This window comes from Guptibacillus sedimenti, assembly GCF_028610665.1.
Taxonomy (GTDB): domain Bacteria; phylum Bacillota; class Bacilli; order Bacillales; family Guptibacillaceae; genus Guptibacillus; species Guptibacillus sedimenti.
In genome coordinates this window covers 572,913-599,340 of sequence record NZ_JAQQWV010000001.1, presented here as the reverse complement: position 1 = coordinate 599,340, position 26,428 = coordinate 572,913, and the positions used below count along the sequence as shown (strand labels likewise).

Annotated in this window: 22 protein-coding genes and 1 riboswitch; of the genes, 4 read left to right on the top strand and 18 right to left on the bottom strand. The window is 38.9% G+C overall.

Annotated features, from left to right (window positions below; genetic code table 11):
• Positions 1-16: 16 nt before the first annotated feature.
• From PQ578_RS02820 to PQ578_RS02800, 5 genes are all read right to left on the bottom strand, one after another.
• Positions 17-1,033 carry a Gfo/Idh/MocA family protein gene (locus tag PQ578_RS02820; protein WP_273832114.1) on the bottom strand — a complete coding sequence of 339 codons (1,017 nt, stop codon included), beginning with the start codon at positions 1,031-1,033 and terminating at the stop codon, positions 17-19.
• A gap of 288 nt (positions 1,034-1,321) precedes the next feature.
• A complete protein-coding gene (locus tag PQ578_RS02815; RefSeq protein WP_273832113.1) occupies positions 1,322-2,098 on the bottom strand; it encodes an SGNH/GDSL hydrolase family protein in 777 nt (258 codons plus the stop codon).
• A gap of 193 nt (positions 2,099-2,291) precedes the next feature.
• Positions 2,292-6,458 (bottom strand): cell wall-binding repeat-containing protein, encoded by a 4,167-nt coding sequence (locus PQ578_RS02810; protein WP_273832112.1) that lies wholly within the window; start codon positions 6,456-6,458, stop codon positions 2,292-2,294.
• 222 nt (positions 6,459-6,680) lie between these two features.
• Entirely contained in the window at positions 6,681-8,729 is a 2,049-nt protein-coding gene (locus PQ578_RS02805; protein WP_273832111.1) for a cell wall-binding repeat-containing protein, read from the bottom strand.
• Between the two features lie 110 nt (positions 8,730-8,839).
• A complete protein-coding gene (locus PQ578_RS02800; protein ID WP_273832110.1) occupies positions 8,840-9,013 on the bottom strand; it encodes a hypothetical protein in 174 nt (57 codons plus the stop codon).
• A 204-nt stretch (positions 9,014-9,217) separates the two neighbouring features.
• Between PQ578_RS02800 and PQ578_RS02795 the strand changes: the two genes are divergently transcribed.
• Both PQ578_RS02795 and PQ578_RS02790 read left to right on the top strand, forming a co-directional pair.
• A complete protein-coding gene (locus PQ578_RS02795) occupies positions 9,218-10,480 on the top strand; it encodes a helix-turn-helix domain-containing protein (RefSeq protein WP_273832109.1) in 1,263 nt (420 codons plus the stop codon).
• 252 nt (positions 10,481-10,732) lie between these two features.
• Positions 10,733-11,509, top strand: coding sequence for an HAD-IIB family hydrolase (locus PQ578_RS02790; protein ID WP_273832108.1), 777 nt, complete (start codon positions 10,733-10,735; stop codon positions 11,507-11,509).
• Between the two features lie 22 nt (positions 11,510-11,531).
• Here PQ578_RS02790 and PQ578_RS02785 read toward each other — a convergent pair whose 3' ends face one another.
• From PQ578_RS02785 to PQ578_RS22545, 6 genes are all read right to left on the bottom strand, one after another.
• Positions 11,532-12,524: a Gfo/Idh/MocA family protein gene (locus PQ578_RS02785; RefSeq protein WP_273832107.1), complete on the bottom strand. Its 993-nt coding sequence runs from the start codon at positions 12,522-12,524 to the stop codon at positions 11,532-11,534.
• 202 nt (positions 12,525-12,726) lie between these two features.
• Positions 12,727-13,014, bottom strand: coding sequence for a hypothetical protein (locus tag PQ578_RS02780; RefSeq protein ID WP_165998035.1), 288 nt, complete (start codon positions 13,012-13,014; stop codon positions 12,727-12,729).
• Positions 13,015-13,174: 160 nt separating this feature from the next.
• Positions 13,175-15,412, bottom strand: a complete 2,238-nt coding sequence (locus PQ578_RS02775) for a cell wall-binding repeat-containing protein (RefSeq protein ID WP_273832106.1) — start codon at positions 15,410-15,412, stop codon at positions 13,175-13,177.
• Between the two features lie 208 nt (positions 15,413-15,620).
• Positions 15,621-16,106 carry a VanZ family protein gene (locus PQ578_RS02770; RefSeq protein WP_273832105.1) on the bottom strand — a complete coding sequence of 162 codons (486 nt, stop codon included), beginning with the start codon at positions 16,104-16,106 and terminating at the stop codon, positions 15,621-15,623.
• Between the two features lie 52 nt (positions 16,107-16,158).
• Positions 16,159-16,614, bottom strand: a complete 456-nt coding sequence (locus PQ578_RS02765) for an SRPBCC family protein (protein ID WP_273832104.1) — start codon at positions 16,612-16,614, stop codon at positions 16,159-16,161.
• A gap of 340 nt (positions 16,615-16,954) precedes the next feature.
• Positions 16,955-17,065, bottom strand: coding sequence for a hypothetical protein (locus tag PQ578_RS22545; RefSeq protein WP_489753143.1), 111 nt, complete (start codon positions 17,063-17,065; stop codon positions 16,955-16,957).
• Positions 17,066-17,361: 296 nt separating this feature from the next.
• A riboswitch (cyclic di-GMP riboswitch) is annotated at positions 17,362-17,451 on the top strand.
• 47 nt (positions 17,452-17,498) lie between these two features.
• Here PQ578_RS22545 and PQ578_RS02760 point away from each other — a divergent pair.
• Positions 17,499-17,636 carry a hypothetical protein gene (locus tag PQ578_RS02760; protein ID WP_159785156.1) on the top strand — a complete coding sequence of 46 codons (138 nt, stop codon included), beginning with the start codon at positions 17,499-17,501 and terminating at the stop codon, positions 17,634-17,636.
• Positions 17,637-17,700: 64 nt separating this feature from the next.
• Here the strand turns inward: PQ578_RS02760 and PQ578_RS02755 are convergent, their stop codons facing one another.
• The 3 genes from PQ578_RS02755 to PQ578_RS02745 form a co-directional block, all read right to left on the bottom strand.
• Entirely contained in the window at positions 17,701-18,117 is a 417-nt protein-coding gene (locus tag PQ578_RS02755; RefSeq protein ID WP_273832103.1) for a hypothetical protein, read from the bottom strand.
• A 92-nt stretch (positions 18,118-18,209) separates the two neighbouring features.
• Positions 18,210-18,362 carry a hypothetical protein gene (locus tag PQ578_RS02750; protein WP_273832102.1) on the bottom strand — a complete coding sequence of 51 codons (153 nt, stop codon included), beginning with the start codon at positions 18,360-18,362 and terminating at the stop codon, positions 18,210-18,212.
• 178 nt (positions 18,363-18,540) lie between these two features.
• A complete protein-coding gene (locus PQ578_RS02745) occupies positions 18,541-19,872 on the bottom strand; it encodes a UDP-glucose dehydrogenase family protein (RefSeq protein ID WP_273832101.1) in 1,332 nt (443 codons plus the stop codon).
• Positions 19,873-20,082: 210 nt separating this feature from the next.
• On the opposite strand from PQ578_RS02745, the gene PQ578_RS02740 reads away from it, so the two are divergent.
• The gene (locus PQ578_RS02740) at positions 20,083-20,541 is read left to right on the top strand and encodes a VanZ family protein (protein ID WP_273832100.1); all 459 of its coding nucleotides are present in this window, start codon (positions 20,083-20,085) and stop codon (positions 20,539-20,541) included.
• Positions 20,542-20,565: 24 nt separating this feature from the next.
• On the opposite strand, the gene PQ578_RS02735 is transcribed toward PQ578_RS02740, so the two are convergent.
• The 4 genes from PQ578_RS02735 to PQ578_RS02720 form a co-directional block, all read right to left on the bottom strand.
• Positions 20,566-21,096 carry a helical membrane plugin domain-containing protein gene (locus tag PQ578_RS02735; protein ID WP_098445098.1) on the bottom strand — a complete coding sequence of 177 codons (531 nt, stop codon included), beginning with the start codon at positions 21,094-21,096 and terminating at the stop codon, positions 20,566-20,568.
• Positions 21,080-24,046, bottom strand: a complete 2,967-nt coding sequence (gene fdhF, locus PQ578_RS02730; protein WP_273832098.1) for a formate dehydrogenase subunit alpha — start codon at positions 24,044-24,046, stop codon at positions 21,080-21,082. The genes PQ578_RS02735 and fdhF overlap by 17 nt, the downstream gene beginning before the upstream one ends.
• A gap of 192 nt (positions 24,047-24,238) precedes the next feature.
• A complete protein-coding gene (locus PQ578_RS02725) occupies positions 24,239-24,778 on the bottom strand; it encodes a hypothetical protein (RefSeq protein ID WP_273832097.1) in 540 nt (179 codons plus the stop codon).
• A gap of 18 nt (positions 24,779-24,796) precedes the next feature.
• Complete coding sequence (locus PQ578_RS02720; protein ID WP_273832096.1) at positions 24,797-26,428, bottom strand: sodium:solute symporter family protein; 1,632 nt, start codon at positions 26,426-26,428, stop codon at positions 24,797-24,799.

Genomic DNA, 26,428 nt, shown 5'->3' with positions numbered 1-26,428 from the left:
CCTCATTTCTCTCTAATTAGTCCTGTACTTTTATAGGAGTATTTTGATCTGATGATTCATATAGTGCTAGAACAAGTGATAGCGCCTTTTTACCGTCTTCACCAGTCACAACTGGAGACCTATCTTCTACAATGGCTTTCACCATATCTTCTATAATCCATTGGTGGCCCGGTTTACCGAACGGATCTGCTTTTATTTTTTCAATTAAGGTATTACTTTCTTGATCATCTAAATCTTCAATATTGATATGCTCAATAAATGTCGCATTACGTCCACCTATTTTCACTGTCCCTGTTTCACCAAAAAGACTAATGGTTTCTTCTAAGTTCTGCGGATAAATAGTGGTTGCCGCTTCAATCACACCTAAAGAGCCATTTTTAAATCTAACTACGCCTGTAGAAACGTCTTCTGCTTCAATGTCGCGAAGTCGTGTCGCACTCATACTATAAACTTCGTCAACATCACCCATTAGCCAAAGGATTAAATCTAAATTATGTATCGCCTGATTCATCAAGACGCCACCATCTAATGATTTAGTACCTCTCCAGGGAGCTTGATTGTAATATTCTTGATTCCGATTCCACCTAACCGTTGCGTTAGCGTGGCTTAATTTACCTAACTTCCCTTGATTCATTAATTCCTTTATCTCTATCATCACAGGACGAAATCGATTCGGGTGAACGACAGAAAGCTTCACGTTATTTTCTTTACAAACATCAATGATTTTCTGAGAATCTTCAAGAGTAAGAGCAATGGGCTTTTCTACCACTAAATGTTTCCCCGCGTTTGCTGCTTTAACAGCCAGGTCAGCATGAAAGCCACTTGGTGTACAAATATTAATGACATCTACTGAATCATTTGCGATGAGTTCTTCAAAGTGGTGATAACCTTCTATATTATATTCCTTAATGAATGGCTCCATCTTCTCTGTAACCGTATCACATACGGCGAATAAACTTGCTCCTTCAGCGTGCATAATGGCTTCTGCATGCTTCTTGGCAATGTGACCGCATCCTACAATTGCAAAATTCATAAAATAAATGTCTCCTTTAAATAACATGCTAATGATAGTTTTCTACACATTATGACAAATTATGTTTAGAGTCTGAAACCCTTAACATATATAAAATTCTTCTATTGTTATTGTATATTAAATTTTCACAATATCAATCGTTTTACTGGAACACATTGTTAAAAGAAAGTAAAGATTGCTAATAAATGATTACAAAACGAAACAAAAAATACCTGCAAATGTGCAGATATTTTGTCGATTTTGAACTCGTTAGAAAATGGAGCAATGAATATGAAAGATGAGTTTCTCTTATTGACCTGTAAAATAATCAACTAGATAATCCGCCCAAACCTGGTGCCCCTTTTTATTAGGTCCACTCTCTTCCGTCAAATACTCCTCCATCTTTTCACTATCCTGTTCCGGCCATTCCTTCCAATGATTTAGATAAAGATAATCATTGTCTTTAGCATAATTCTTTAATTGATCTACCTGGATAGGATAATATTTGGAGTCATATAATGGGTTTGAAGGTTGTAGGATTATAATCATATCCTCATTCACATTTTTATAAGTGGAAATGATACTTGTAATAGCATCTAGTGAATCTTCAATACGAATTTCTCCATTATCCTTAAGGAGAAATGGTTCCAGTAGAAGGACATCAGGAGTCGTTTCTACTCCTTCTTCTCTTATTTTTCTCATAGCCTCTAATGAGTTTTTATCTCCGAGTGATCTTACATTAATGGAGAAAACCTCTTTCCCATAGCTTTCATCCAATTCGCTTTGCAAAATAGATGGCCAAGAATCATCACCATCAGAAGTAGCATCTGAACCGACTGCTGCGATAGTGATAGACTTATTTTCCGACACCTTTTTTTGTACCAATTCTTTTAATTCCTTTGAGAAATTGGACATAGCATCATCTAAGCTATTTCCTGCCTTCTCATCTGCTACTGTTGACTTTTGAGTTTCCTTCGCATCAGCTTTAATACTCATCGTTTCTATCTTGTTCTCCCAGTGCATTTTCCCTAATAAAATACCACTTACACAAATAATAAATAAAAAGAGTAATAAAAACTTTTTCATACCTTCCCCCTAAAACCCCTTGATTAGCCATCTTTTCTAATACTTTCCTAAATATAAATTATATAGAAACCATTCATTAAAATAAACAGTATTCGACATGATTAAGACAAATTCATGATATTTCTTTCTCAATCTCTATTTAGCATAAAAAAAGTAGCTTTGATCCGAGGATCAAAGCTACTCGTTCTTCCAATTACTTGACTAACTTTTGCAACTCGTCTTTCGCTACTTCACTTACCGCTCCATTTCCACCTAATACTTTCACAGCTTTAATATCATTCGTATACAGATATTTTGTTAGGAAAGACTCAACTTCTGTTGGAACATCATCTTTTTGAACCAGAACTAGCGTTCCTTTGTTCATAGATACGAGTGGTGCTGAAGAAAGTGCGTCAGGGAAAGTTTGACCACTTGCTACATATAACGTATCCGTAGCGTCAGCAAACTCCTCTTGAATCGCTGCTAAAGTACCATAACGATTTTTCCCTTTCAATCTCATCGTATCAAAAGCAATGCTTTCCACTTCATTATAGACAGTGTCAGAAATTGCTCCTGTACCTCCAAGAACATACACATCTTCACCTTTAAGAATTTCTTTTGCTTCTTTAGATAGTTTCTTTCCATCTGTAAGTACAATTGGCATTTGCATCTCGCCAGCAATACCAGCAGCGCTAAGTGCGTCTGCATAGTTCATACCAGTCGCAAGAAACACGCCTTTTCCTACATAACCATTCTTTTCTTGTAAGTGGTTTACAATGGCTAAGTTCGTATCGAAACGACTTTTACCAGATAAACGTTCAACATTTTTTGTGCTGATTCCAAGCTCAGCAAGTTGAAGAAGGACATCATCGGATACAACACCTGTACCACCAACGATTACAGCATTTTCAGCACCTAGACGTGAGATTTCTAATCTAACCTTTTCTGACAGTTTCCCCTTAGGGCCTGCAAGAAGAACTGGTGCTTCATACGCACTTGCCAGTGGACCAGCTGATAAAGCATCTGGGAAGTCGTATCCAGTTGTGATGACCACAGTTTTACTATCTTCCTCAGTGAAACCATCAGGATACATCTCTTTTGATACTTCAATAGCAGTCGCTTCTCGGTCTGAACCTTTAATGACATCCACTACTCCGCCATCAACAGATACAGGTAGAATTGAAAGGACTTCGTCAGTAACAGCATCCTTTAAGAATACACCCGCTGTATAATCACCAGATGCATCTGGTGTTGTAATCTTCACATCGGTTTTAAGTGATTTCCCAATACCTAGATCGAAAGTTTTATTAGTAGCGGATAGTTCACCCAGGCCTTCTTCACCAGGATTTAGAACTCGTTCTTCCGTTATTGTAAGATCAACTTCTGTTGCTTTTCCGTCACTAGACGAATAACCAAAAACAGCTACCAGGTAAGTGCCATCTTCTAGCGCTTTCATATTTACTTTTTCATCAGAAGAAGCATCACCTGAAGACGCTACCGGTACATACCCATCTTTTGTTTTCTTATAAAATTCTAAATCAACGTCATCACCTGGATCTTTCGGATTCGAAGTTGCTACCTCTAAAGAAATATTATTTTCGAGCTTCAACTCTTCCAAATAATAATCTTTATTTGGAACTTCAATGCGACTTTTATTTGATTCTGCTTTACTAAAATCGCCAGTTTCGATTTTTACTTTTTTAGCACCTGAAAGATAATTTTCGAATTTCACTTCTTTTGTTGTTTTTGTACCTGGAGCGACAGAACCAAGGTCAACTTCGCCTGGAGTAGCTACAACACCTTGTACAAAAGCTTCGAAGTTAAATTTGTTTACTTCTTTACCTTCTTCAGGAGCAATCGTACCGTACACCGCTACTTCCCACACACCCGCTTTAGGACTTTCAAAAACATTTTCTTCTACTTTAAGAGAAGAAGCTTCTGGTCCATAACCGGCGTATCCTTGATAAGCACTCACTTGCTTACCATCCGGGTCATGTACTAACATTCTAACTCGACCTTGATATTCGCCATTTTCCTGAAGTGCAGAAAGGGCGAAACGGATTTCTTCCATTCCTGGCTTTACGTCAAAGTAATAGTGTTCGGTTTTAGAAGATTGTACTTCTCCCTGTTCACTAAAACGATACTTGTTTTCTGAAGTAAATTCTTCTCCAACAATAATCGTTTGATAAGAGCGCGCTTCAACATAAGCCGTCGCCTTATCATCAATAACTAGCGTTCCTTCGTTTCTACCAACCTGAAGCTGATCCTTATCATAAGTAACAGTGATTTTCTCACTTTGACCCGCTTTAAGCGTGATCGCCTTCTTAGATGGAGTAAACCAACTTTCAGTCGGCTTAATTGTTAATTCTTTTGTTTCATCAGTAGGGTTTTCAATAAGAACTTCTACTTTTTCAGGTATTTCTTGATTTCTTACGTATAGCCCTGGACCACCTGAAACTTTTTCACCGTGGTAAACTTGGACATTAACTTCTTTTACATCATTAATAAAGTTATTTTTTAAATACTCATAGGCAGCAGGAATATCAATTAAACCAGCACCCTGTTGAGAACGTTCATACCCTTCAAGTGGCTGCGCAGTTTGAATTAACGCCTCACGTGCTGATTCGTAATCAAAAGGAACCCTGTCTTTTTCAGTAGCTTGTTTCAAAAGAGCAAGTGCGCCTGCTACATAAGGAGCTGACATACTCGTACCTTGAAGCACTGCGTAATTACCCAATTGAGCTGGATAAGAAGCATACGATGCTCCTGGTGCAACAATATCAGGTTTTTGCATGCCATCTTCTCTTGGACCATTAGAAGAGAAGTACCAAAGGCCATCTCCTTCTTTCGGCGTGCCATCAGCATTCTTTCCAAATGGATAAGCATCATATTCGGTTGCCCACATTTCTTCATCCATGTGTGCACCTACAGAGATCGAAGCTGTACTCGTTCCTGGTGAACCTACTGAATCAGCCCCAGGTCCTTCGTTTCCTGCTGACATAGCAAACATCGTGCCGAATTCTTCAGATAATAGATCTGCTAACTCGTCATCTGCATCTGTGCCGTCATTTAAGTCAGGTAAAGAACCTAGACTCATATTAACAACATCTGCGTCATACCCGCCTAGAGATTCTGGAAGGGCAGCATCTACCATCGCTGACATAATGCTATAACTTGCCGCACCGCCTTCAGCTTTAAATACTTTTAGGCCTACCAACTCAGCACCTGGTGCAACTCCATCTTTGGCAACTGCCCCTGTCTCATTCGACCGTGCCGGTCCATTAGCAGCCGTAATACCTGACACGTGAGTACCGTGCCCATTGACATCGAAGAAAATATTCACAAATGGATCTTCTGAATCCAGCGAATTGACGCGGAAGTTGGCTCCAACCAACTCATCCTCTACATTGACATCAAATGTACCAGCTTGATTGTTCGCATAAGGAATTTCATCAGTAAAGTCCATGTCATTATCTTTATCAATGTAAACTTTATCATCAACCATTAGGACACCAAATTTATCTGCATCGTTACCTTCTACATCCTCATCGTGGTCTTCCGTCATTTCACCATCGGCATTTAGATCACCTGAATTCAGGTCAGGCGCCAGAAAGCCGAAATGATACTCGTCATCCGAGGCATCAATCCCGTTTGTCTTATATGTATCTTCTCCAACAGTAAAGGAATCCCCCTCATCGACTGTATCGTCGAAAATCACATCGCCTTCAGCAAGTGGAAAATCTGAATCTCTTTCATTCGTTTGGTCTCCAATCGTGTAATCATGCACACCGACAATTTTAGATTTACCAAAGTATCCCTCAGCAAGCTTTTCAGTGAAGGCTTCATGACCTGGGTCTGGACCCGAGTCAATAATGGCGACTCTCGTTCCTGAGCCATCATATTTATTATGAAATTCATCCACACCTGTTGCATCATGTGTTTCTTCTGTTTGGGGGCCAACTACTTCTTCTGCAGCTTCATTAATAGGTGCTATTTCAGGGTCATCGAATGTCTTTTCCAATTCAACCGTTCCGTTTTTACCAAGTGACGCTACGTCATCAAGCCCATAAACATCCATTACTTTATTTGTTGGAATTTCTGTTAAGTAGACATAGTTCTTATGGTTATCAAGTACTTTAACACCCATTTTTTCAAGTTGCGAAGAAAGGTCTTTCTTTCCTTTTGTGACAACAATCAACTCTTGTACAGCAGCATCACTAAAAGCAAGAGCTGAAATCTCTTGTGAAATCGCTGGTTTAAACTTCTTTGTTTCTTGTAAGGCAGCTTCCGCTACATCAGGATTGTATCCAACGTTAGAGAATGATGATGCCAACAAGGTCGCACCAGCAAAAACCGTAATAAACTTTTTCTTAAATGTCATTCGTGTATTTCCCCCCAGTATTGTTATAAAAACGCTGCTAAAATATCCCTCCCCTGATTTATTTTAGAAAATTTTCTGCATTTTCAGTTTAATCTTGTTTTTTATGGCCGTCAACAAATAAATGTGTAATTTTTTACAAAATATATAATTCTATGACACTATTTCTTATCGTTTTGTGGAAAAACATGTTAATAAAAGAAAAAGCTTCGAAGTTTATCGAAGCTAGTACAGTAGTTTTTTATCAATTTTCCAGGCAATTTGGGGAGAAACAGCACCATAACCTCCAAGAAAGTAATAATCTTGGAATCCTTTATTTCTTAAATAGATTAATTCTTCATTCACACTAGCTAGCATTTTTTGTGGATGTGTTAACATAACTGAGCTTTCTACTTTTGTAGCCAGAGCTCCTCCCACTAATGCATCAGGGAAATTCGTTCCAGTGGCAATATACAGCGATTCTTCCTCTAAACCAAACTGTTTAATAACCTTGTAATTCGTTGCATAGCGATCTTCCCCACTAATTCTATTGTAAGGAATCTGGAGAGAATCCATCGTTTCGTTAGACATCGCCCCTGTACCACCTATGGCATAAGCATGACGAATTTCTTTAGAATTGAGATAAGACTTCACAACGTCTGGCGCCTTGTTTTTTTGAACAAACAATACGGGGTAATCATATCTTCCAGCGTATGGGGCAATGGAAAGAGCATCAGGAAAATCTTCTCCCGAAACGATCATTGCTTCTTCTGTTTCAAAAGGAATCGCTTGATTAATGGCAACTGCAGTAGCATATCGATCTTTTCCTGATAATCGAAGGGTGTTAATACCTAATTTGTTTAAATCATTTTCAGCTACTTTGGATACAGCACCAGAGCCTCCAACAATAACAACGTGAGTAGCCTCCAGTCTTTTTAGCTCATCTAAATTAGCTTCTGCTAAAGCGTTCGTTTGCTGGAGCAATATCGGAGCATCTAGATAGGACGATAAAGGAGCCGCTGCTAAACTATCTGGAAAGGTTAAGCCACTTGCTAAAATTACGAATTTTCCATCCATGTTTTCTCCATTTAAGGCAACCTGTTTTTGATTTAATTTTTCCCAACCGTGTTTAGAAACCGCAACAGCTGTGTGAACGGCCGTTTTTCCATAAATTCTATTTTTCGTTTCAACGTATTCTAAAGCGGAAGAAACATTCAAGCGTCCACTTCCCATTCCTTCTAACTTGCTGATTGGATCGGTACTCGAAGTAAGCACATCTTTTACCTGAGGACTCGTTAAAAATGGACTGTTTTGTAAAATCATGCTAGCTGCTGAGCTTACTAGCGCTGTAGACATACTCGTCCCACTATCCGTTTCGTATGAGTTAAGCCAGGTGCTATAAATATCCGTACCAGGAGTGTGAAGATCGATCTCTGCTCCCCAATTTGAGAATGAGGCTTTTTCATTCATTCCCGTTTGGGTTGATGCTACTGCGATCGTCGACTTATATGCGGCAGGATAAATAACCCGATTTTGATTATCATTTCCACCTGCTGCCACAACGGCTACCCCATTCTCAGCCGCCATTTGAATCACATCACTCATTGCTTTCATATTGCTGTATGTACCAAGACTTAAGTTAATCACATCTGCTCCATGAGAAACGGCATATTCAATGCCTTGAATGACCGTGGACATTTGTCCTGTCGTACCATCCATCACTTTAATCGGCATGATCTTGACCCCGCGCGATATAGAAGATATCCCCACTCCATTATTCGTTTCTGCACCGATCAAACCCGCAACGTGAGTACCGTGGCCATTTTCATCGTCTGGTGTTTTAGAAGGAGTTACGAGATTAATTCCATTAACAAGATTACTAGCTAAATCAGGGTGATCGAGATCGACACCAGTATCTAAAACGGCAACAGTGATTTCATCAGATCGTACATATTTCATCCATGCCTGCTCAACGGAAATTTCCTGAAAAGCGGACATTTGCTTTGTATATTCAGGATCATTTACAGGCGTTGAACCCATTAGATAAACAGGGACATCTTCTTCAGCGTATTGCACATTCGGTAGACTTTCCAATTCTTTTATAAGCTTTTTACTTTCTGATTTCGGTGCTTCAATCGTATCAAACTGACTGGAAATCGACTGAGTCTTCACTCGATCACTAGATTCTGAGTATTTCACAATCACAGTGACAGTTTCTTCTGCTTCAACTTGTGGTGTTAAAAGCGAAATAAAGCTCAATGTGAAAATAACAAGAAAAATGTTACTCTTCTTCAATTCTTTTCCCCCTAAAGTTCCATGTTAGTTTTAGGATAATGAAAAGGCAGAAGAATTGAAAGGTGTTTATGAGAAATTTTTGGAAGTTGGGCTGAGAGGTTAAAGAGGTCTTAACTTAGAGAGGATTGTGTTTCTTTCCTTACGTGGTCGTTTACCAATTGTTCATACGATGATTGAAGTGAAGCGTAGCGTTCTTCTAATAACGACTGATCTTTTCTTAACGTGCCAACAATTTGAATCAAATTCGCAATTAAGATTTCTAAGTTTTTAAAACGATCTTCCATTTTTCTCCTCCATCCTGTATGTTATAGTTAATATATACCATAAAGTATCGATCATTGCATTATGAAATATTGGGAAACATCGTTCGGATTTAGCGTGATAATCATGCAAATTCTTTTTATATTTCCCAACCTCAAAACTATTCTCTTTTCTGAGAATTTTTAGTAAACTGTAATCAAATAGTTCTAGGAGAAAGGAAGCAAAGAATGATTGGAGCAAAAATCCGATACTTCAGGCAGATGAAAGGCATCACGCAAGAACAACTCGCTTCCGGAATCTGTTCTATTCCGTATTTAAGTAAAATCGAACACGGTCTTGCCCAGCCAAGTGAAGAACTTGTTGGACATCTTTGTAAAGAGTTAGGCGTTTCCCTAGATCAGGTTGATGATGAGGATAAAATGAACAAGTTGCATCATGATCTTGATTCTTGGTATAAAGAAATGCGCCTACGAAACTTTGAGGAAGTTGTTAGTTATAAAAAGCTGATAGACGAAGAAATTGACGGCGTGGAAGATCCTGATATGCTCACGAAGTATCTTCTTTTATCGTTTAGGTATCATATTTTATTTAGAGAAACTGATAAAGCAAATGATATTCTTGAGAGATTGTATCATGTACAAGAAAGACTATCTGAGCAACTTGAATTCTATTATTTTTACTTTTTAGGATTATACTACTACCAAAATAGTAAATTTAAAGAAGCTGGTGAACAGTACAAAAAAGCTCATTTTCTTCTTACTTCGATGAAATCAAATTCTGCAGAATGGGCAGAATTTTACTATCAACAAGCGCTTGTACACAATCGTCTTAGTCAAATTACTTTATCTAATAACCTTGCAATAAAATGCCTTGAAATGTTTAATAAAGAATACAATTTCAAAAGAGCTTCAGACACTGAAATTCTTTTAGGAGTAAACAATAGAGTTATCTTAAATTATGGAGAAGCCGAACATCACTTCCAAAACGCGCAAAAATATGCGGAATCTTTTAATGATAAACGACTTAAGAGTATTATTTATCATGACCTTGGTTATGTATACTCTTGCCAAAACGAATCGGATTTGGCTTTAAAATACTATCAATTAGCTTTACAAAATAGTGAAGTTCACGAAATTGAAGACCGTGCTAAGACACTATATTTAATTGCTTCAGAGTATATTAAAAGTGGTAACATTGATCTCGCTCGCAAATCAATTAATGATGGTATGGAGCTAGTTACAAAAACAGAGTACCTAGAATATATCCACCATTTTAAAATCTTGATATTAAAACTTAGTAACAAGCAGAGTGAAAATCAAGAGTTAATCCTTAAAGATGCAGTTAAATACTTTGAGGAAAAAACACGTTGGTACTATGTTTCAGAGTACGGTGAAATGCTGGCAGACCATTATTTTAATAATGGCCAATATAAAAATTCAAGTTTTTATTTTAGGTTAGCGAACGATGCCAGGAAAAAAATCATGAATTAGAAAGGGAGAAAAACATGAAAAAGTTAATTGTAAATGCACTACTTATTACTAGCTTAGTAGGAGTTGTTACTCTAGGTAACCACGACAGAGTACCTGATTCTCACGACAGAGTACCTGACTCAAGCCCATCTAAAACTGAAATTCATATTTAATACTCTAAACCCGGCTCAATTTTGCCGGGTTTTTATTTGCCCCACCTCCCTCCACAACGCTATACTAATCATAGTTTAACTAGAATAGGAGTGTGCTAAGATGGCTTTTTATATGTTTGATGTTGACGGCGTTTTAACAGATGAAAACGCTAGACCTGATAGAGATGTTGTAAAATCGATTGAACAATTAGCAAAAGATGAGCACATCCTATCTTTTGTGACCGGCCGATCAAGAGGCTGGCTTTCTGATCATCTCTTTCCACTCTTTGATGATAACATTGACTGGTCTTCCCTCTATTGCGTATCGGAACACGGTGCTATAAAAGGACGTGGAACAGATATTTCTTCATGGGATCTAGATGAAGAATATGTGATCTCTGATGAAGTGAAAGACAAGTTATACAAAGTGAGTCAAAAAGAGAAGTATGAAGGTCTGATTCAATGGGACCAAACGAAAGAATCCATGGGTACGGTTGAGGCTGTGCACGGTGATCCTGGAGATAAGGAACATTTAAAGAAAACTCGCGAATCGCTTCAGGAATACGCAGATGACGTACAATCGATTTCTTCTGAATCGGGTAATAAAACCGCTGTCTCGACTTATGGGGTTGATGTGATTCATCCCGATTTATCCAAGAAAATTGGAGCTACGTGGATACTTGATGAAATTCAATCAGCTGAGGAAGTATTTGTTTTTGGAGATAGTAGTGGTGATATGGTGATGGCTGTGACCGCAAGAGAACATGAATTAGAGAACATTACGTTTTACTGGGTTGGTGAGGGCGAGACGCCTGAAGAAGATAAAATCACTTCTATTTCAAGTGAAGCTTCCTATGCAGAGGGGACCAAGGAAATATTAGAAAAGCACATTGGCTAATCCAATGTGCTTTCTTTCTGTATTAAACCAGTTCTACTGGACGATTTTGTTTAATCGATTCATAGCAAGCTTCAATGGCTTTTAAGTTATTCACTGTCGCCTCACCGGAATAAGACGGCGTTTGATTGTTTTGAACACAGTGTGCGAAGTGTTCGACCATAAGCGTATATTGCTCACCTTCAACTAATTCTTCTCTCACATTGCCTTCACTATTCTTAATCTGAATCGTTCCATTTGCTCCCTGAGCATCAGGGCGGTAAGCGTACGGTAGACGAATGCTTCCTTTTGTACCAAGAATCTCATACGAATTGCTCATCTGGCGTTCGAAACTACAATCAAACGAAGCCGTGACGCCGTTTGCAAATGTTAAGATGCCTGAAGCGGAAAGGTCAACGCCTCCACCTTCCGGAATAGCTGCTTCTGCGTAGACTTTAAGTGGTTCGTTGCCAATGATGAACCGAGACGAATGAATGCAATAACATCCCACGTCCCAAATGCTTCCCCCACCTAGTTCACTGCTGAGGCGAATGTTATTTGGTTTATCACCCAGATAAAATGAAAAATTTGCACGCATATGCTTTACATCACCAATTTCACCGGACGCAATTACATTCCTTACAACTTCGTGCTGAGGGTGGAATTGATACATAAAGGCTTCCATAAATATAACGCCATTTTCTTCACAAGCTTCCACCATCTCCATTGCGTCACGAGCCGTAATTGCCGCTGGTTTTTCACAAAGAACGTGTTTCCCTTTCTTAGCAGCTGCAATGGTCCATTTTTTGTGAAGCGTGTTTGGAAGCGGAATATAGACTGCGTCAATTGAATCATCCTCCAACATCGCTTCATAACTGTCATGATAATGTGGAATGCTCATTTCCTCTGCAAATTCTTTGGCTTTGCCACTGCCACTAGCTACGCTCACAACTTCAGCACCACTAGCGTTTTGGATCGCAGGTATAACCGCTTTCCTTGCAATATTCGCCGTCCCCATTATTCCAATTCTCAATCCCATTTCATGCACTTCCCTTCTATGTACTTATTACTAATTTTACCATTATATTGAGTAAACTTCCCTGATGATGTTTCTATTTACCTTTCATCTACCCCCAACGTAACATGTTATAAACCGAAACATTAAGTAATCCCTTTAATCCCCCCTTTTGATTATAAGGAAAACAAGAGCCGGCCTCGTATAACGAGGCCGGCTCTTTTCATTAATCAACAAAACGTCGAATCACTTCAATGAGTTCCGGACGAATGTGTTTTTCTAAATCCTTAATTTGTGATTGGTTGCGATATTTTTTCTCAATAATATCGCGCTGTTTACTATTTTCAAGCATCCAATGCAACCATTTACTGTCAGCCGTTTCGATGAATGCTTCATTATGTTCATACTTATCATGAAGGTCTTTCAATAAATGCCCAAGACTTTTTTCTGGATGTTCATTCCAATAGGTTCTCAAGGCATCGCAAAGGATTTCAATTTCTTTCTTTTCGTGCAAAAAATCCCCTCCTCTTAATTGACTATTTTACCACCAAAATTGATTTATTCCGAGAATACACTACTCTTGATCAATTATTTAAATCATACCATATCTTCACTAAAAATATTTTCTCGGTAGGAAAAGGTCACCTTCTCAATATGAGAAGGTGACCAGTAACTTAGTTTATCTTCTGAAATATGTCGTTCATAACTCCTTCAGATATTGCTCCCGTTCCCCCAAGCAAATACATACTTTGGGCAGCTTTGTTTTCATCAAGATAACTACTTACACTTGCTGGTAATTTCTCTTTTTGAGTTAAAATCACTGGAGCACCCATGGCTGCTGCCAGAGAAGAGCCCGGCAGTGCATCAATAAATACATCACCATTAGCAAAGAATAAGTTCGAGTTTTCAAATTCTAATGTTTTTGCAACTTCGACACTAGTTAAATAGCGATCTTTTCCTGAAATTCGAAGTGTATTGACTCCTGAATTCTCAAGACCACTTTTAATAGAATCAGAAATGACACCAGTCCCACCTATTAAGGTTGCCTGTGTAATGTTGGTCGTTTCTACATAGTTCTTTGTATAATCACTCAACGACTTTTGACCGGTTAGCAAGATTGGAATTTGTTTTGCAGCTGCATAAGAAGCAATTGATAGAGCATCTGGTGAAGAGTCATTTCCTGAAGCAAGGATCGCCTGGTTAAACCCGCCCACTTCTTCGGCAATTTCTACGGCAGTCGCGTAGCGGTCCTTTCCACTTACACGCTCCACTTCTTGTACATAAAGCTTTTTTTCTAAAGTCGATTTGATATTTTCAGAAACAGCACCTGTACCGCCTAGAATATAAATCTTCTTCGGCTGAAGGCGATCTATTTCCTGTTCTACACTTTCTTGTAAAGCGTTAGAAGGTGTTAATAGCAATGGCGCATTGTACTTTTTGGCAAGTACACTCCCCGTTAAAGCATCAATGGCAACATCTCCGCGACCAATTACAACAACTTCAGAATGGTTCTTCCACCCGTATTTCGAAATGGCCACACTCGTATCATAACGACTTTTTCCATACAATCTTTCCGATGTAATCGTCGTTTCTTCTTGCACTAAATTCGTATTCGGATAATAGAAAGATAAGATTTCATCAAATGTGCGACCTTCTTTTGACTGCTGATAAGCACCATATTGACTCATGCCAATCCCATGTCCAAAGCCACTTCCATTCACTACATAAGAGTCGGATTTTGCATCAATTTGTTGGATATAAGGACTTTTCATAATTGAAGTGCCAATCATAAAGCGAAGATTATAGGATGTATCTTCAATCTTCATCGTATGCTCTTTTAACAAACCTTTTTCATCTTTATTAAAACCACTATCTTTTTTGAGGAAATACTTGAATGTCATGCTTCCTTTTAAAATATCATTGGAAGTAAATGGTGGAAGAGTAAAAGTAAGGTTCGTTATTTCTGTAATTTTAATTTCATCCGTTGAGTTGATTTTACCTTCTTTTTTAAGCCAAGATTTCATATTCGTAATTTCTGCCGCATCAGAGCTCAGTTCATTCGTCTTAGTCCACCAGGATTCAGGATTTTTCAAATCCAATTGACCAGTGTCGATTTGTTTTTTCCCTATTGTATAATTCCAACTATCGTATGGCGATAGTTTAGCGTCATACGGATCGGCTTTTGTTTGAAGATAAGGAATTAACTTGCTCCCCCACGAATTTGTATTCGACATCACCATACCACCATTGGTAGAGGAATAAAAAGCACCTATGTACGTGTCACCACTCTTTAGTGTTTTTCCTGCAGTTTCATTAATGGCAATATTTGTAGTTGAATACCAATCATAGCCTTTATAAACTTGACTAGACTGGCTATCCGTCAAGTTATCTTTTCGAGGAAATGCAAATGTCCTCGCTGCAACTGCTTGTGCTTTTAAAGCTTCCATTCCTCCGTTCGTGCCCCAATAAGCTGGCATTTCACTAGGCACTACTCCCTTTAAATACTCTTCCATCGGAAGTGTATTAACGGGACGAATGTATTTCCCATCAACCGTAAATTTCATTTCACCTAGATACCTTTTATCACCGATTGCGACAAAGCTATCCATCGCATTTGTGATGGTTGGTACAAGCGTCATTGCATTCCCAAAGTTGGTTAACTTTGTGTGTCCTCGGTAAAGCACCACATCGCCTGATTCAGCTTTGACACTGTACTCCTCCGCGTTTGAACTTTCAATTTCAATCTCACTACCTTGAATTTGATAACTTCCTGTTACATTGAACTTTAAAACTGTCGTATCTTTCACATAGTTTACTAGTTTAACGGTAACTGTTTCTCCCGCTGCCTGCACACCATGCATCGACAAAGAAAATGCTAAAATGCCAACCAAAAGTGACGTCAAAAGTTTCAAATCTTTTCCCCCTAAGATTTTTTAAGAAAATATTAGTTCTATTCTCCCTTTTTAACACTTTAGCATAATTTTTACATTAAAATAGTCACTAAATGACGAATCTTACAAAAATAACATAGAATACCTATCATTACTGTCGAAAAAATAGGTATTTTAACCTATAAAAACACCTAAAAACTTTACATTTGCTCATAACAAAAAGCTCTTGCTATGCAAGAGCTTTCCGTAACCGGCATAAATACCACAATTTTATGAGGAAGATACTATGTAGGCACCCCGCTATATCAACCAATACGTCTGTTAAGAGCGCTGTACGATTTGGCATAAATGCTTGTATAAATTCATCTGTCACCGCAATAAATGTAACAATTAAAAGGACAAGGAATATTCTATATATGGAGTCTCTCGCTTTAAATAAGTGAAACAAGCAAGTTGCTAAAAAGCTGTAAACAAAAAAATGACCGATTTTTCGAATTATAAAATGAGCAAAACCACTTTCGCCATTGTTTAATAAACTTACTGTTAATGGACCATACTGAAGTTCTCTTGTTTGGATAAGTTGCGCAAGTCCCTTAACAATAATTGGCGCAGGCTCATGTCCGAGTAAAGTAAGCGAGGCTATACACGAAAGAACAAATCCGATACCGAGCCAGCACTGGATACTCACAATCACAATTGTACGAGATAAAATCATATCCTCCGCCTCCTAATCAAGCACGTTACAGTCTTACCTGAATAGGAGGCGCTTATACAGTTGCTTCTGCCATTTTCTTTAACTCCATGGCTCTTTTCTCTAGTAAATTTTTCATATAATTTTTAAGAAAGAGTACGTTAACGATGTTACCCAAAATACCCAGAGGCGCTTTATATGCAAATTGATCGATCATTAACGTTACACCATTCAGATCTTCAAATCGATGGGTATGAACAAACGATTTAAATGGACCTTTTGTCATTTCATCAATAAACCAGTCGGGTTCATTCATCCCTGTAATTTTAGCTGTTAACCGTTGCTTCACTCCAAAATGTGTGGCTTCCCATGTAACGGTATCCCCTGCCTGCATCAATCCTTCTGTTACTCCGTCAATCACTTTTTCCTTTGTTTGTTCTGTACTTTTCACATGCGCATCGACATTCCGGGCATAATCAAAACACGTTTGAACAGGTGCATCAATGAGTGTTTCTAAATAGATTACAGGCATCGCGAGTTTCTCCCTCCAACTTTTAACCTAAGTAACAACCTAAATTATTGAAAAAAAAGTAGGTCAAAACGATTATTTATTATAAATCGACAAATTATCCTAAAATCTTTATACCTTTGAGCCGATAACTTAATTAAACAGTTCTATGACATAGTCTACTTTATTTACTTAATATTTTGTAGAGATAATAGATCGGGCTCATATGAATCGGAAATGGAAAGCACCTGAAGAAATTCACTATCAAAAAAAGCGCAAGGAAAAGATGCTTTTCCTTGCCCTTCCTCTGTTAACGATTTTATTAGGGGTAAGCATTGCTGTTCTAACAAAGAGATCATATTATTCAGCTTTCCTTTTTTCGTGATCGTTTAGGAGCTTCAGGGTTTGGAATACTCTCTTTAGGAGTTTGATTATTCGTTAACGCAGCGTTCGATTGTGCTTTTCGCTTTTTCATTAAGACCAACCTCCCTTCCATCTCTAGTCTTGTCTATCTTGATTTTTTCATGCGTAAATGGGTGAAAAAGACGATCATATTTACTGTAAAACGATTATTATTTTAATCTAGACGATTCCATCCGACATTGGGAAACCTGCTTTACAAAATCTTAATAGAGGAGTGCAGTTTATCAGTATTTTCCCAATATACACGGTAAACAGAATAGGTTATACTTAGAATTGAAGTCATTTTTCGACAATTTTTACTTTTTCATGACATCGTTTACCTTGTAACTACTTATAAATGTTCGAATCGTACGAGAATGGCAAAATCATTGAAAAGTGATGACGCAAAGCTATAGGGACTTCACGGACTGTTTATCCGACAGTCAGCCAGCTGCCGAATACGGCCTCCGCTGCGATTTCAGCAAGAACCAGGGGGAGATTTAATTATGAAAGAATCATGGCTAACGCCTGAAGAAATCCAATATCGTAGACAGCGTAAGGAGAAGATGATTTATCTTTTGCTACCTGTGTCTGCTATCGTCATTGGAGCGGCTATTGCCTTTCTCACGCAAATGACTTACTAATCCCGAAAGAAGAGAGCGATCGTTCTCTTCTTTTTATTATCAAAAAAAGATAACCCCCTTTAGGTTATCTACTTCGTGTGTTCTTATTCGTGTTTGGTTTATGTAACCTTTTTACACCCATGAACAGAAGGCGAATGGCTAAATAGACGAGGAACAAAACGACAAATCCCTGCAATCCTACTACTGCATCGGCAAATTCCATATTTCCTCTGCCAGTGATTTTCTGCTGAATCTCAATGGCAAAGACGATCACGAGCAATACCGTTATTGTATAAATGAAGGAAATGGCTGTGATGCTCCATTTTGAAAGCAATCGAAATAAAAATTGGACAACGACAAATCCTCCCATTCCCATTAAACCAATGACCCAGAAATGGAGATCCTTATCAGTAACCGAAAAACCCATCCCGTTCATGATACCAATGACAATGTCATGAAGCTCATTAACAATCGCCACAATCAACTTAATAAATTCTCCCATATCACACAATCCTTTTTGAGCAACTTTAATCTAGTCATATTAAGGACCAGTGATTCGCCTCTGTTTAGTTAACTACCATTTTAAAACAAAAATTATTTCTTTAGTGTTTCTGCACTATAAAGATAATCCTCATTATTTGCAAGGATTTTCGTAAGATCTTTTCCGCAATAAGGACAAATCCATTCTCCTTGATAATTACTACTATACGAAGGCTTTTGACATTTGTCACACGTTTTCTCTACCATCTTATCACTCCATTCAATCGCATTTTAAAAATGCTAGTTGTTATCCTTCTAAGCATACCAACAAACATATTTTACCAAAGTAAATGATTTTTTCAAGTATTAATATTCTGAACTCGAGACATTTAACAGTTAACATACAAAAAAATAATGAGATAAGCAGCATAAGCTGTTAACCTCATTAATTAATAGAAAAAGACATGTTTCGTTGATTCTTTGTAGGACGGCCGATTGACACATAGTGGATGGGATATTTCTCTACTTCACCTAACGAATAACAATTTCGACCATCAACAATAATAGGAGAAGTCATCCACTTCACATAGTTACTTAAGTCAAGTGTCTTGATTTCATTCCATTCCGTTAAAATCAGCGCCACGTCTGCTTCTTCTAACGCTTCGATTAACGAAGCTTTATAGAGGACATCTTCTGGTAAATGTTTTTTTGCATTCGCCATGGCAATTGGATCATAAGCAATGATTTCAGCGCCGTGCTTCTTTAAAGCATGCGCAATCGGAATAGACGCTGCTTCCCGCATGTCGTCAGTGTTAGGTTTAAAAGCGAGCCCTAGTAGGGCTACTCTTTTCCCTTGTAGTTCTCCCACTGCCTCAAGGGTTTTTTCAATTAATTTCTTTTGCTGAGTATGGTTCACTTCAATCACTGACTTAAGCAATTTAAAGTTATGCTGATTGTTGCCAGCTAATTGCACGAGCGCGTTCGTATCTTTTGGAAAACAGGAGCCACCATAGCCAATTCCCGCTTTAAGAAACTGCTCACCAATTCGACGATCTTTTCCCATGCCAAGCGCCACATCTTCAACGTTTGCCCCCACCTTTTCACATATTGCAGAGATTTCATTAATAAAGCTAATCTTTGTAGCAAGAAACGCATTGGACGCATACTTAATCATTTCCGCACTATTGAGATCGGTGTGATAAATCGGAAGTTCAAATGGTTCGTTGATTCGTTCTAACACACTAGCTGCTTCCTGATTATCTGCTCCTATGACAATGCGATCCCCATGAAACGTATCGGAAACAGCTGATCCTTCTCTAAGAAATTCGGGATTTGAGACAATGTCGACTTTTATTTCATTTATTGACATTGTCTCAATTAATCCTTTTATTCGGGCATTTGTTCCAACAGGAACCGTACTTTTTGTGACGACAATAATATCATTTTGGAATGAAGTTGCAATATCGCAAGCAGCCTGCTCAATGTATTGTAAATCCGCTGTTCCATCAGGAAGCTGGGGAGTTCCTACAGCAATGTAGATCACTTCCACTCCGTCAAAACCCTCCTGATGAGAAGTAGTGAATTGGAGCCGACCCTTTCGCAAATTTCTTCTCATCATATCTTCTAAGTAAGGTTCGTAGATTGGTGAATGACCATCTTCCATCATCGATACTTTCTTATGGTCCTTATCAATGCACGTTACACAATGTCCTATTTCAGCAAGACTAACGCCTGTGACTAAACCGACATAGCCAGCACCAATTACAGCGATTTTCATCACAAATCTCCTTTTCATTATGATTTCCTTTTTAGTATAAGTGCGCATGGATCATTTCAGGCCACATTCACTTGATCAACACAAAAAGTTAACATTTTTTCTATAAACCACTCCCTATTATGCATGATTTTCGGTATGATAGGGATTAAATTGCTTAAGAAAGAAAGTGGAAAATAGATGAAATTCATAACAAAGAGGAAGTTTTCTTTTTTGGCTATTGCCATGATGGTTATTCTTTTCATATCGTCCCATACCCCTTATCAAAAGCAAGATATGAAACCCTTTTTCAAGGGAATGGTCTCGATTCAAGAGGAGGACTTGCCTCCAATTGCATTCACTTATGATGGGGCGCTTGTTACACCGTCAGCGCCTTATGAATACGTCGAGTTTTTTCTTAGAAAAGGTGCTCATGTTGCCTCGTTCGGTCTGCTCGCATTTTTATGTATCATGGCATTAAAAGAACAGAATAAAAAAGCACCGATTTTCCTTGGCTCAATCATAGCCTTTCTTTATGCGCTGTTTGATGAATATCATCAAAGTCTCGTTGAAGGAAGAACGGGTCATTTAATTGATGTTTTTGTGCCAGACTTGCTCGGTATCCTGCTTACCCTCATGCTTTTTCTGATTTTCACACAAAAGAAAAAACACGGTCAAAAGCCCCGCCAATGATAGCGGGGCTTTTGAAGCAATAGGCTAAATATCTTGTCTCATTTCTGATGTGCGTGACTTATCATTGACCTTCTCTTCGTTCTCCGTATCTTTCCCCATCCCTTTTAAAAAGGTCATCAGAATGGTAAGAGATCGGTTAATTTCAGGGTCCTTTAGGGCACGAAGTAGATCAAAGTACCCTGTTTTCTCCATTCCCTCTGAATGCTCTGCAACATTCTCAATCCCCGCATTCACTTTTAATAATAAGGGTTCCAGATCCTGCACGTTAATTTTACCAGCTGCCCCAAAGAGAAGCATAAGGTTTTTTAATGCAGTTGTATTCTCAGGAACATTTAATAAATCAACGATAACTTTTAAAACGCGATCTCCTTCACCAAACATACCATTTAAGAGAGTGAGTATACCACGTTCCTTCATTCCACCTACCACATTTAATGTTTCAAGAAGGGCATCTTTATTTTCAATCAACGCATCTTCAATTTCCTTAAGATCATTCGCTCGCTTCTCTTCTTCTGAAACTTGGATACGCTTGATTTGCTTAATGGCTTTTGCCATAATTAATGCCCTCCTTTTTCACCATTTCTCCAGGGAAGAGATAATCTTTCCTTGCCCATTTTCGCTCAACCATGACACCTTTTTGAGGCTGTGGATTTCCAAAGCGATGATTCACCTTAGGAAGGGGCGAAGTGCCTTTGTCTTTTAAAATTTCCATTTTTGCTTTTACTTCTTTATATACAGGAGTATCCGTATCTTTATCGGCATAACTACTCGTTAATAAATTAATTGCCGCATCATCCTGATCATTCAATGGAATATAAACTTCTTTCCCCTGCACGCGATCCGTCACAAGACACTTAATTTTCACGGCGCCATACGGCGAAGACAATCTCACCAACGTTCCGTCAGTTAGCCCTCTTTCTTCTGCCAATTCAGGAGAAACTTCAACGAACGTACTCGGTGTTTTCGCTTTAATGCCTTCGTTTTGGTACGTCATATTTCCTTCATGGAAATGTTCCAACAGACGACCGTTATTCACATGAAGATCGTACTGCTCATCGTATTCAATTGGCTTCGTCCACTCAACCGGGAATAGTCTCGCTTTTCCGTCTGGAAACGGAAAATCTTCTGTAAAGAGAAGGGGCGAATCTGTGCCATCTGCTGCAACTGGCCACTGCTGACTCTTATAACCTTCGAGTCGCTCATAAGAAACGCCTGCAAACATATCTGCAAGTTGAACAGCTTCAGCCATAATGTCACTCGGGCTGTCATAATCCCAGCCTGCTCCCATTTCATTAGCAATCTCCATAATAATTTGCCAATCCGGCTTCGAATCTCCAAGTGGCTCTAGCGCCTGATAAAGACGTTGGAAGCGACGTTCCGTGTTCGTGAAGGTTCCTTCCTTCTCAAGACTAGGACTTGCCGGTAACACAACATCTGCAAATTGAGCCGTTTTTGTAAGGAACAGGTCCTGGACAACGAAGAAATCAAGCTTCTCAAAAGCAGCGTGAACATGATTGATGTTTGAATCCACGATTCCCATGTCTTCTCCTTTTAAGTACATTGCTTTAAGTTTCCCTTCATGAATGTGTTCAACCATTTCATGATTATTTAAGCCGATTTCTTCCGGAAGTGGCGTCCCCCATGCTTTTTCATATTTATCACGAACTTTTTCATCTGTCACATTTTCATAACCAGGCATTTTATCCGGCATGCTTCCAAAATCACTTGCACCCTGCACGTTATTATGTCCGCGTAGTGGATAAGCACCTGTACCAGGTTTTCCATAGTTACCAGTGACAAGAAGGAGGTTTGAGATCGCCGTACTCGTATCAGAGCCACCGCCATGCTGTGTTACACCCATGGCCCAAAGCGCAACCGCTGTCTTGGCTTCGTGAATCATTTCCGCGATTTGAATTAATTCCGCCTCATCGATTCCGGTTACTTCAGATGCATAGCTCATTGTGTATTTCTCGAGACTAGCAATGTAGTCATCAAGACCGTTAACGCGATCTTTTAAGAAAGCTTCATCTGCCCAGCCTTGATCAATAATGTACTTTGTTACTGCAGAAAGCCAGACAAGATCAGAGCCTGAAGAAGGGCGAATGAAAAGATCAGATCGCTCGGCCATTTCATGTTTTCTAAGGTCGGAAACAATGAGCTTCTGACCGTACAATTTGTTCGCACGCTTCACGCGCGTTGAAAGGACTGGATGAGATTCCGATGTATTAGATCCGATAACAATAACAAGCTCAGACATTTCGATATCTTTAATCGAACCAGCATCACCACCGTGTCCAACAGTACGGAATAACCCAACTGTTGCCGGAGTTTGGCAATAGCGCGAGCAGTTATCGATGTTGTTCGTACCGATCACACTTCTTCCAAACTTCTGCATTAAGTAGGATTCTTCATTCGTACACTTAGATGAACTTATAAATGAAAGAGCATTAGCCCCATGATTTTCCTTCACATCAGAAAACTTTTGACTAATCAATTTCAGTGCTTCTTCCCATTCCGCTTCTCTAAATGAATCCCCTTCACGAATCAATGGCTTTGTTAAACGTTCTTCACTGTTCACATAGTCCCAGCCAAATTTCCCTTTGATACACGTGGAGATTCCATTAGCAGGGGCTTCTACTTGTGGCTCAACTTTTAAAATATCTCGCCCTTTCGTCCAAACATCAAAGCTACAGCCGACACCACAATAGGTACAAACGGTTTTTGTTTTCTTGATCTCATTTTCCCGCATCGCGGATTCCATATCAGAGATAGCAAGAATCGAATTATAGCCAGTTTCAACATTTTTTGTTAGCTCAATCATCGGACGAAGCGTATCCTGTTGAATGCTCGTTAATAATCCCGCTTCTCCTTCCATTCCTTTTTCCATCATCGCATTACACGGGCATACGGTTGAACAATGGCCACAAGAAACGCAAGAAGATTCGTTAATGGGAACATCATTGTCCCAAATGACACGCGGGCGTTCTCTTTCCCAGTCAATCGTTAACGTTTCTGTCACCTGAACATCCTGACAGGCTTCAACGCAGCGTCCGCAAAGAATACATTGATCGGGATCATAACGATAGAAAGAATTCGAGTTATCAACTGGGTCCGGTTTTTGTTCAAACGGGATCGCCTGGTGATTCATTTTCATTTGTTTCACTGTATTATGTACTTCACATGTCCCGTTATTGTAATCACAAACGGTGCAATAGAGTTCATGATTATGAAGAATACGATCCATAGCAATATTCTGCGCTTCTTTAACGTGTGTAGCTGTTGTATTGATACTATCGCCATTTGAAATAGCCGTTGAACAGCCTCTAACAATTTCACCGTTCACTTCCACCATACAAGTATCACATGTTTCAATTGCCCCTAGACTCGGATGGTAGCATACGCTAGGCAAATCCAGGCTATTTTCATTAAGTGCTTCAAGCACGCTTTTTTCACTTGATACGGCTACACTCTCTCCGTTAATCGTTACGTAGATGGAATCCGACAAATGACATCACCCTTTTTATTATTTTCTAAATCACTTATTATTTCTTTCCCTACTTTCATATGATTTAGACAATATTTCCTAAAAAATTATGAATCTATTAATCATTTACTCATTGCTCGTTGAGAATTTGTCGGCCAGTTGGATATTTGATGAATCAATCCATTGACGGATGCCGAAATAAAAAAACACAGCTCAAAACGAGCTGTGCTTCAATTGATTTTTCAAGTGATGCAGAAAAGAGTCCTTCATTGGTAAATCAACTTTCCCAGTTACCGCATCAACCATATAAACCTCTCTTCTGTTTCCTTTAATATAGCCTACCCAATAGGGCAAATAGAGTTTAGAAGGTTCGTCTAAAGAAATATGGATCTGTTTTCTCTTTTTCTCTTTTCCAAAAGCTTCCCAGTATAGCGCATGTTTTGCCTTTTCTGGATTTGGAGAACAATGAGCAAAGATTTCCCCAGGAACTTTTCCTTCTTTAAGAGGATAATCCACTGGTAGAATAGCAGCTTGCTCAGAGATCGATTCAATCGCTATTTTTCCGTTAATTCCCTCTTTTAATGAGGTTGTTTCCAGGTAATACGCATACATCCAGAAAGGGAGATAAACTAGTTCACTCGATTCAACCTCTTTTTTGTTTTCAACGATGCGCAGCAGAAAACTCGAAGTATATTGCTTCATCGCTTTCAAAGCTTTCTGCCGGTCAATTGTAGGTTCAATATAATAAGCCATCTTTTCGATACCCCCTCTCTAGATCAACCCTATTAGATAAAGGACAATCATAACGACAACGAAATACCCAATTAAATATAGCGGCCATCTTGATGTGCGGCGTTCTTCTTCAATTTCTTCATCACTTAGAGACGTTGCAGCTTCGGAACGAGCTTTTAATACTTCTTGTATGTCATCATCTAGGTTGAACAGCGTTAGCCCCGCTAGCTTCTCGGCTTTAGGTTTTGCACCAATAAAACTAACAACATATCCCACTCCTACCGAAACAATCGCTCCGACGAAATTATTGTATAACCACGATACTTCAGCAAACTGTGTAACGCCCCAAACGGACAACATTCCGGCTATAATACCAGTCACGGCACCTACTCCATTTGTACGTTTTGTAAATATAGCAAGGATAAACACTCCCAAAAGTGCACCATAGAAATAAGAGCCGATCTTATTTACAGCTTCAATAACCGGACCAAGATTAGCGGCAAAGAAAGCGAAAATTGTTGCGTAAATTCCCCAAAAAATTGTCGCCCAACGAGAAGCCTTTAGATAGTGTTCATCCGATGCATTCTTTTTCACAAATTGACCATAGAAATCACGAATCGACACAGCTGACAATGAATTAAGAGCTGAGTCTAAGCTCGACATAGCAGCTGCGAAAACCCCCGCAATGATCAGACCCGAAATTCCTGCCGGTAACTGATTTACAACGAATAGTGGAAATAGCTCATTCAAGTTATCAATATTCGGATCACCAAACGTTTGATAGAATGCAAACAAAAGTATACCGATAAATAGGAAAAGTAGCATTTGCGGAATTAAAAGAACCCCGCTTAGAACGAGTGAAAGCTTACTTTCACGTATTGACTTACTTGTTAAAACACGCTGAATTTGACTTTGATCTGTTCCAAAGTAAGCAGCATGAAGGAAGAAACCACCAATCACACCTGCCCAAACACTATATTCAACAGAAAGATCAAACGAGAAATTGAGTGATTCAAGCATACCTGCATCTGAAGCGCTGCCAAGAATACTACTCATTCCTCCCGGAACTTTCACTAAAATAACAACGATACTAATTGCAGCTCCTAACCATAAGACAAACATTTGAATGACGTCAGTCCAGATAACCGCACTGATTCCACCAAGCACCGTATAGGATACCGCGATTACAGCCATTAAAATAATCGTTAGCTTAATGTCCCATCCTGTTACGACAGATAATACTAATGCAGGTGCATATAGAACAACCCCAGTCGCAAGTCCTCGAGCTACTAGAAAAAGGGCTGCAGACAATGTTCGTGTGCCCGCTCCAAAACGTCTCTCCAAATACTCATAAGCTGTATAAACTTCTGCTCTATAGAAAAATGGGACAATTGTTGCGATAAGAAAAGCCATTGCAAGAGGTACGTTAATAAACGTATTGATGCGCTCTAGTCCGCCTTCATACCCCCAACCAGGAGCGCCTATAAAAGTAATCGCACTCGCTTGTGTCGCCATAACTGAAAGTCCAATTGCCCACCATGGGATGCTTCTTCCTCCAAGAAAGTAGTCTTTTGTCGTGTTTTGCTTTTTACCGAAACGCGCTCCAAACCATGCAATCCCCAGAATATAAACTACAAGCACAATGTAATCAAGCATTGTAAATTGACTCAT

Coding starts and splice junctions, on each gene's coding strand:
- PQ578_RS02765 (WP_273832104.1), bottom strand. CDS start 16,614: ATGCCTGTAATCTATTTAGAAACACTCATTGATGCACCTGTTCAAACG.
- PQ578_RS02770 (WP_273832105.1), bottom strand. CDS start 16,106: ATGATTTTATCTCGTACAATTGTGATTGTGAGTATCCAGTGCTGGCTC.
- PQ578_RS02760 (WP_159785156.1), top strand. CDS start 17,499: ATGAAAGAATCATGGCTAACGCCTGAAGAAATCCAATATCGTAGACAG.
- PQ578_RS02810 (WP_273832112.1), bottom strand. CDS start 6,458: ATGACATTTAAGAAAAAGTTTATTACGGTTTTTGCTGGTGCGACCTTG.
- PQ578_RS02745 (WP_273832101.1), bottom strand. CDS start 19,872: ATGAAAATCGCTGTAATTGGTGCTGGCTATGTCGGTTTAGTCACAGGC.
- PQ578_RS02820 (WP_273832114.1), bottom strand. CDS start 1,033: ATGAATTTTGCAATTGTAGGATGCGGTCACATTGCCAAGAAGCATGCA.
- PQ578_RS02735 (WP_098445098.1), bottom strand. CDS start 21,096: ATGGCAAAAGCCATTAAGCAAATCAAGCGTATCCAAGTTTCAGAAGAA.
- PQ578_RS02755 (WP_273832103.1), bottom strand. CDS start 18,117: ATGGGAGAATTTATTAAGTTGATTGTGGCGATTGTTAATGAGCTTCAT.
- PQ578_RS02795 (WP_273832109.1), top strand. CDS start 9,218: ATGATTGGAGCAAAAATCCGATACTTCAGGCAGATGAAAGGCATCACG.
- PQ578_RS22545 (WP_489753143.1), bottom strand. CDS start 17,065: ATGAAAAAGCGAAAAGCACAATCGAACGCTGCGTTAACGAATAATCAA.
- PQ578_RS02750 (WP_273832102.1), bottom strand. CDS start 18,362: ATGGTAGAGAAAACGTGTGACAAATGTCAAAAGCCTTCGTATAGTAGT.
- PQ578_RS02725 (WP_273832097.1), bottom strand. CDS start 24,778: ATGGCTTATTATATTGAACCTACAATTGACCGGCAGAAAGCTTTGAAA.
- PQ578_RS02790 (WP_273832108.1), top strand. CDS start 10,733: ATGGCTTTTTATATGTTTGATGTTGACGGCGTTTTAACAGATGAAAAC.
- PQ578_RS02720 (WP_273832096.1), bottom strand. CDS start 26,428: ATGAGTCAATTTACAATGCTTGATTACATTGTGCTTGTAGTTTATATT.
- PQ578_RS02785 (WP_273832107.1), bottom strand. CDS start 12,524: ATGGGATTGAGAATTGGAATAATGGGGACGGCGAATATTGCAAGGAAA.
- PQ578_RS02800 (WP_273832110.1), bottom strand. CDS start 9,013: ATGGAAGATCGTTTTAAAAACTTAGAAATCTTAATTGCGAATTTGATT.
- PQ578_RS02815 (WP_273832113.1), bottom strand. CDS start 2,098: ATGAAAAAGTTTTTATTACTCTTTTTATTTATTATTTGTGTAAGTGGT.